Annotated in this window: 5 protein-coding genes; all 5 read right to left on the reverse strand. The window is 75.5% G+C overall.

All coding sequences use genetic code 11. The annotated features are described in order from the left end of the window. Positions 1-140: 140 nt before the first annotated feature. Positions 141-1,076 (reverse strand): ornithine cyclodeaminase family protein, encoded by a 936-nt coding sequence (locus tag ACFU7Z_RS35045; protein ID WP_380745477.1) that lies wholly within the window; start codon positions 1,074-1,076, stop codon positions 141-143. A 23-nt stretch (positions 1,077-1,099) separates the two neighbouring features. Then, positions 1,100-2,128, reverse strand: coding sequence for a proline racemase family protein (locus tag ACFU7Z_RS35050; protein WP_380782035.1), 1,029 nt, complete (start codon positions 2,126-2,128; stop codon positions 1,100-1,102). After that, entirely contained in the window at positions 2,128-3,486 is a 1,359-nt protein-coding gene (locus ACFU7Z_RS35055) for an aldehyde dehydrogenase family protein (RefSeq protein ID WP_375876043.1), read from the reverse strand. Before ACFU7Z_RS35055 ends, ACFU7Z_RS35050 begins: the two co-directional genes overlap by 1 nt. A 50-nt stretch (positions 3,487-3,536) precedes the next feature. Continuing rightward, positions 3,537-4,541 (reverse strand): proline racemase family protein, encoded by a 1,005-nt coding sequence (locus ACFU7Z_RS35060; RefSeq protein WP_049660310.1) that lies wholly within the window; start codon positions 4,539-4,541, stop codon positions 3,537-3,539. A gap of 93 nt (positions 4,542-4,634) precedes the next feature. Next, a complete protein-coding gene (locus ACFU7Z_RS35065) occupies positions 4,635-5,498 on the reverse strand; it encodes a dihydrodipicolinate synthase family protein (protein WP_369808372.1) in 864 nt (287 codons plus the stop codon). Positions 5,499-5,739 lie beyond the last annotated feature (241 nt).

Here is a 5,739-nt window from a genome sequence, read left to right on the forward strand (position 1 = left end):
GGAGGGCGGGCGGGGCGGCGTTGGGGTGCGTGCATCGCAAGGCGGAGGAGGGAGCCACTGCGGAGCATTGGCGACCGACGACAACGCGGCGAGGTACGTGCCCCGGCGTCGCCCCGCAGACGCGAGTTTGAAGACACGCCCTAGGACGCGGCCCGGTACACCTCCGCCGCGACGGCCAGGTCCTGCCAGGCCATCCCGACGCTCTTGAAGAACCGCGGCCGCCCGTCGGGCACCAGCGCGTCGCCGCGCACCAGTTCGGCGAGGTTCCACAGCTGCCGCCCGGCCACGCCCGCCATCAGCAGGTCCCCGGCCTCGCGCTCCGCGACGGTACGCGCCTCGACGTACAACTCGGCGCGCTGGACGAGCAGTTCGTCCACCTCCCGGGCGTCCGGCTCGTGCGAGCCGACCGCCGCCACCGCCGCGTGGGCGGGCACCAGGGCGCCGTCGAACAGCGGGGTGCGCGCGGTGGTGCAGCAGACCACCAGGTCCGCCTCGCGGACCGCGCGCGGGTCGCCGACCTCGGCCGCCAGCCCGAGCTCCCGCCCGTACGCGGCCAGCGCCCCGGCCCGTTCGGCGTTGCGCGCCACCACGGTGAGCCGGCGCAGCGGCCGGACGGCGAGCAGGGCGTCCAGATGCCCGTACGCCTGCGGTCCGGAGCCGAACAGCACCAGGTGCTCGGCCTCCGGCACGGCCAGCCGCCGCAGCGCGGCCGCGGTGACGGCGGGCGTGCGCAGCGCGGTGAGCGCGGCGCCGTCCAGCAGGGCGAGCGGCTGGAGGGTGGGCCCGTCCAGCAGCAGGTAGCTGCCGGTGATCCGGGGCAGTCCGGCCGACGGGTTGGCGGGCGCGACCCCGGCGATCTTCACGCCGGCGTACGGCCCGGCGGCGGCCGGCATCATCAGCAGTTCGCCGGCGGGCACCGGTACGGCCGACCGGGCGGGTGCCGCCTCCGGGTCGAACCCGTCCAGCAGCACCCGCTCGATCGCCCCCACCGCCCCGGCGGGCCCGACCCCGCCGGTGCCCGGCACGGCGTACTGGAGCGGCACAACCGCCGCGCCGGGCACTTCGGTTGGCTTCACGGCGTCGGTCGCACGCACGGTGGTCACAGCAGGAACCCCGCTCCCAGTTCGTCGTCCGGCTCCAGCACGAAGCCGTGCTCGCCGGTGCGGAAGGCCGTCCCGCCGACCTCGGTGACCACGCCCTCGCCCTGCGGGTCGCCGCCCGGGAGGACCTGCCCGCTGAAGACCGTCCCGATGATCGACTCGTGCCGCAGCGGCTCGCCCGGGGCCAGCCGCCCCTCGGCGGCGAGCACCGCGAGCCGGGCGGAGGTGCCGGAGCCGCAGGGCGAGCGGTCGATCTGGCCGTCCGCGAAGACGGTGACGTTGCGCTGGTTCAGCACCCCGTCCACCGGGGGGAGTTCGTCGTGGAGGATGACCCCGTAGACGCCCGACAGCCGGGCGTCCGTCGGGTGGGCGACCGCCTCCGAGCCGGCCAGCGCGGCCCTGATCTCCCGCCCCACGGCGGTGAGTTCGGGCAGCTGCTGCTTCTCCACGGCGAGCCCGAGGGCGGCCGCGGGCACCGAGGCGTAGCAGGCGCCGGAGTGCGCCACGGCGACCTCCACGGTGCCGCGCGAGGTCTCCACCGGGAGCTTCAGCGCGGTGACCCGGCTGGGCACGTTGCGGAAGGTCACCCCGGTGGTCCGCCCGCCGGAGCGGTGCACCAGGGCGGTGACCCGGCCGGACGGCACGTCGATCCGCACCCGCGCCACGCCGTCCGCGGGGGCGGCCACCAGTCCGGAGTCCACCGCCCAGGCGCCGAGCGCGATGGTGCCGTGTCCGCAGGCGGTGGAGTAGCCGTCCTTGTGCCAGAACAGCACGCCCAGGTGCGCCTCGTCGTCGTCCGGCGGGACCAGGAAGCCGCCGTACATCCCGGCGTGGCCGCGCGGTTCCCGGCTGAGCAGCTGCCGGACCTCGTCCAGCGCGCTGGGCCGGGGCGCGGTCGCGCTGCCGCCCGCGCCGAGCGCGATGGCCCGGCGCTCGGCGACGGTGTCGCCGGGGATCGGGGGCACGCCGTCGAGCACGATCCGGAACGGCTCGCCGGCCGTGTGGTAGTCGACCGTCCGTACGAACATCAGAGCGCACCTCCGCCCGGCAGCACGCTGACGGTCCGGCTGACGGTGTAGAAGTCCAGGGCGGCCTGGCCCTGTTCGCGGTCGCCGTGGCTCGCGCCCTTGGCCCCGCCGAAGGGCAGGTGGAAGTCGACGCCGCTGGACGGGGCGTTGACCCGGATCATGCCCGCGTCCAGCCGGTCGGCGGCGGCCAGCGCCACGTCCAGGCTGCGGGTGTGCACCGAGGTGGAGAGGCTGTGCGGGGTGTCGTTGGCGAGCGCGATGGCCTCGTCCAGGTCGGCCGCGGCGTGCAGCACCGCGATCGGGCCGAAGAACTCCTCGCGGGCCAGCGGGTGTTCGGCCGGCACCTCGGCGAGCAGGGTCGGCTCGACGTACCAGCCGGTCCGCTCGGGCACCCCGCCGCCGGTGAGCACGCTGGCCCCGGCCTCGACGGCCGAGGAGACGGCCCCGGTCAGCCGCTCCCGCGCCCCGGCGTTGATCACCGGCCCGCAGACCGCGTCGTCGACCGCCGCCAGCGCCTTGACCAGCGCCTCGCGCAGCGGCTCGTACGCGGCGCCGACCGCGATCACCCGGCTGGTGGCGGTGCACTTCTGCCCGGCGTACCCGGCGATGGCCGCGGCGATGTGCCCGGCGGCCTGCGCGATGTCGGCGTCCGGCAGCACCAGCGCGGCGTTCAGCCCGCCGAGTTCGGCCTGCACCGGTACCCCGCGGTCGGTCGCGGCCCGCACCACGGCCCGGCCGACGCCGGTCGAGCCGGTGAAGGAGACCACGTCGGCGGCGTCGACCAGCGCCGCGCCCTCCTCCGCCCCGCCGGGCAGCACCGTGAACACGTCCTCGGGCAGCCCGGCCAGCTCCGCCAGCCGCAGCGCGCAGGCCGTCGCCTCGGGGGCCGGCTTGAGCACCACCGCGTTGCCGACGGCGAGGGCCGGCGCGGCCTTCCAGGTCGGGATCGCCAGCGGGAAGTTCCACGGCGCGATCAGTCCGGCGACCCCGTACGGGCGGCGCCGGGTGAGCAGCAGCCCGGGGCCGGCGGCGGTCTCGTGCACCGCACCGGACGGCGCGTACGGCGCCTGCGCGTAGTAGCGCCAGATCGCCGCCGTGCGGGCGACCTCGCCGAGCGCCTCGGCCAGCGGCTTGCCGACCTCGCGCACGATCAGCGCGGCCAGCTCGTGGGCGTGCGCCTCCACGGCGTCCGCGATCCGGCCGAGCGCCGCCGACCGGGCGCCCGCCCCGGCGGCGAGCCAGTCGCCCTGCGCCGCCCGGGCCCGCCCGACGGCGGCCCGCACGGCCTCGGCGCCGGGCTCCTCGACGGCGACCACGAGGTCGTCGGGGTCGGCGGGGTTGTACGAGGTGATGGTCACGGCCAGCAGCCCTTCGGGGGGAGGTACGGGGACGAAGGAGGAAGGAGGGGTCAGAGCAGGAAGCCCGCCGGGAACGGGTCGCTCGGGTCGAGGAAGTACTGGGCGGTACCGGTGACCCAGGCCCGCCCGGTGACGGTGGGCACCACCGCGGGCAGCCCGGCCACCTCGGTCTCCTCGACCAGCCGCCCGGTGAAGGTGGTCCCGATGAAGGAGTCGTTGCGGAAGTCCCGCCCGAGCGGCAGTTCGCCGCGAGCGTGCAGCTGGGCCATCCGCGCCGAGGTGCCGGTGCCGCAGGGCGAGCGGTCGAACCAGCCGGGGTGGATGGCCATCGCGTGCCGGGAGTGCTCGGCGGTGGAGCCGGGGGCGAGCAGCTGGACGTGGTGGCAGCTGTGGATGGACGGGTTCTCCGGGTGCACCGGCCGGTCCGGGCCCGCGTTGATCGCGTCCATCATGGCCAGGCCGGCGTCCAGGATCTCCTGCTTGCGCTCGCGCTCGAAGGGCAGCCCGAACTCGGCGAGCGGCAGGATGGCGTAGTAGTTGCCGCCGTACGCGAGGTCGTAGGTCACCGTGCCGTAGCCGGGCACCTCGACCTTGCGGTCCAGGGCGACGGAGTAGGAGGGCACGTTGCGGATGGTCACCGCCTTGGCGGCGCCGTCCTCGACCTTCACCTCGGCGACCACGAGTCCGGCCGGGGTGTCCAGCCGTACGGTGGTGACCGGCTCGACCACCGGGACCATCCCGGTCTCGACCAGTACGGTGGCGACCCCGATGGTGCCGTGCCCGCACATCGGCAGCAGTCCGGAGACCTCGATGTAGAGCACGCCGAAGTCGGCGTCCGGCCGGGTCGGCGGCTGGAGGATCGCGCCGCTCATCGCGGCGTGGCCGCGGGGCTCGTACATCAGCAGGGTGCGGAAGTGGTCCAGGTGCTCCTGGAAGTGCACCCGGCGCTCGGCCATGGTGGCGCCGGGGATGACGCCGAAGCCGCCGGTGATCACCCGGGTCGGCATGCCCTCGGTGTGCGAGTCGACGGCGTGGAACACGTGGCGGCTGCGCATGGGTCACAACTCCCGTACAGGTTCGGATGGTTGGTGGGTAGGCCGGGCCGACTGCCGCCGCAGCCGGCCCGGAGGCCCGGGATCGCGCCGGTGTCAGACCAGGCCGTCGGCCAGCGCCTTCTCGGTGGCCGCGCGGACGGCCTCCTCGATCTCCGGGACGAGCGGCAGGCGCGGGGCGCGCACCGGGCCGCCGGGGCGCCCGGCGATGTCCATCGAGAGCTTGATGGCCTGGACGAACTCGGTCTTGGAGTCCCAGCGCAGCAGCGAGTGCAGCGACTTGTACAGCGGCAGCGCGTTCTCCAGGTCCTTGGAGACGGCGGCGTCGTAGAGCGCGACCGAGGCGGCCGGCAGGGCGTTCGGGTAGCCGGCGATCCAGCCGACCGCGCCCGCGAGCGCCAGCTCCAGCAGCACGTCGTCGGCGCCGATCAGCAGGTCCAGCCCGGGGGCCAGCTCGGCGATCTCGTACGCCCGGCGGACGTCGCCGCTGAACTCCTTGACCGCGACGATCGAGCCCTCGGCGTGCAGCTGGGCGAGCAGCGTGGGGACGAGGTCGACCTTGGTGTCGATCGGGTTGTTGTACGCCACGATCGGCAGCCCGGCCTTGGCGACCTCGGCGTAGTGGGCGCGCACCGAGGCGTGGTCGGCCCGGTAGGCGTTCGGCGGCAGCAGCAGGACGGAGCCGGCGCCGGCCTCGGCGGCCTGCTCGGCCCAGCGGCGGGACTCGGCGCTGCCGTAGGCGGCCACGCCGGGCATCACCCGGGAGCCGTCGCCGGCCGCCTCGATGGCGACCTCGACGACCTTGGCGCGCTCCTCGGCGGTGAGCGTCTGGTACTCGCCCAGCGAGCCGTTGGGGACGACGCCCTCGCAGCCGGAGTCGATCAGCCAGCGGACGTGCTCGGCGTAGGCGTCGTAGTCGACGGAGTGGTCCGGGCGCAGCGGAAGCGTGGTGGCGACCATGATGCCGCGCCAGGGACGGGTGCTGTCGTGCTGGGTGATGGACACATGAGCTCCTTGATGAGGTGTGACATTTTACTAGAGTGGACGGGCCGGAGACAAGGTCCCCGGCCCGTCCTTCGACGACGGACCCCGGGGGCGGTGCCCCGCCGTTCCCCCCCCACCGAGCCGGGCGGGCCCCCCCACGCCGACCCGGTGGGGCCCCCCCCCCCCAGGGGGATCGGCCCCCGGGCGCCCCCCCGGC

The organism is Kitasatospora sp. NPDC057518 (assembly GCF_042802075.1).
Taxonomy (GTDB): domain Bacteria; phylum Actinomycetota; class Actinomycetes; order Streptomycetales; family Streptomycetaceae; genus Kitasatospora.

Coding starts and splice junctions, on each gene's coding strand:
- ACFU7Z_RS35060 (WP_049660310.1), bottom strand. CDS start 4,541: ATGCGCAGCCGCCACGTGTTCCACGCCGTCGACTCGCACACCGAGGGC.
- ACFU7Z_RS35065 (WP_369808372.1), bottom strand. CDS start 5,498: ATGGTCGCCACCACGCTTCCGCTGCGCCCGGACCACTCCGTCGACTAC.
- ACFU7Z_RS35050 (WP_380782035.1), bottom strand. CDS start 2,128: ATGTTCGTACGGACGGTCGACTACCACACGGCCGGCGAGCCGTTCCGG.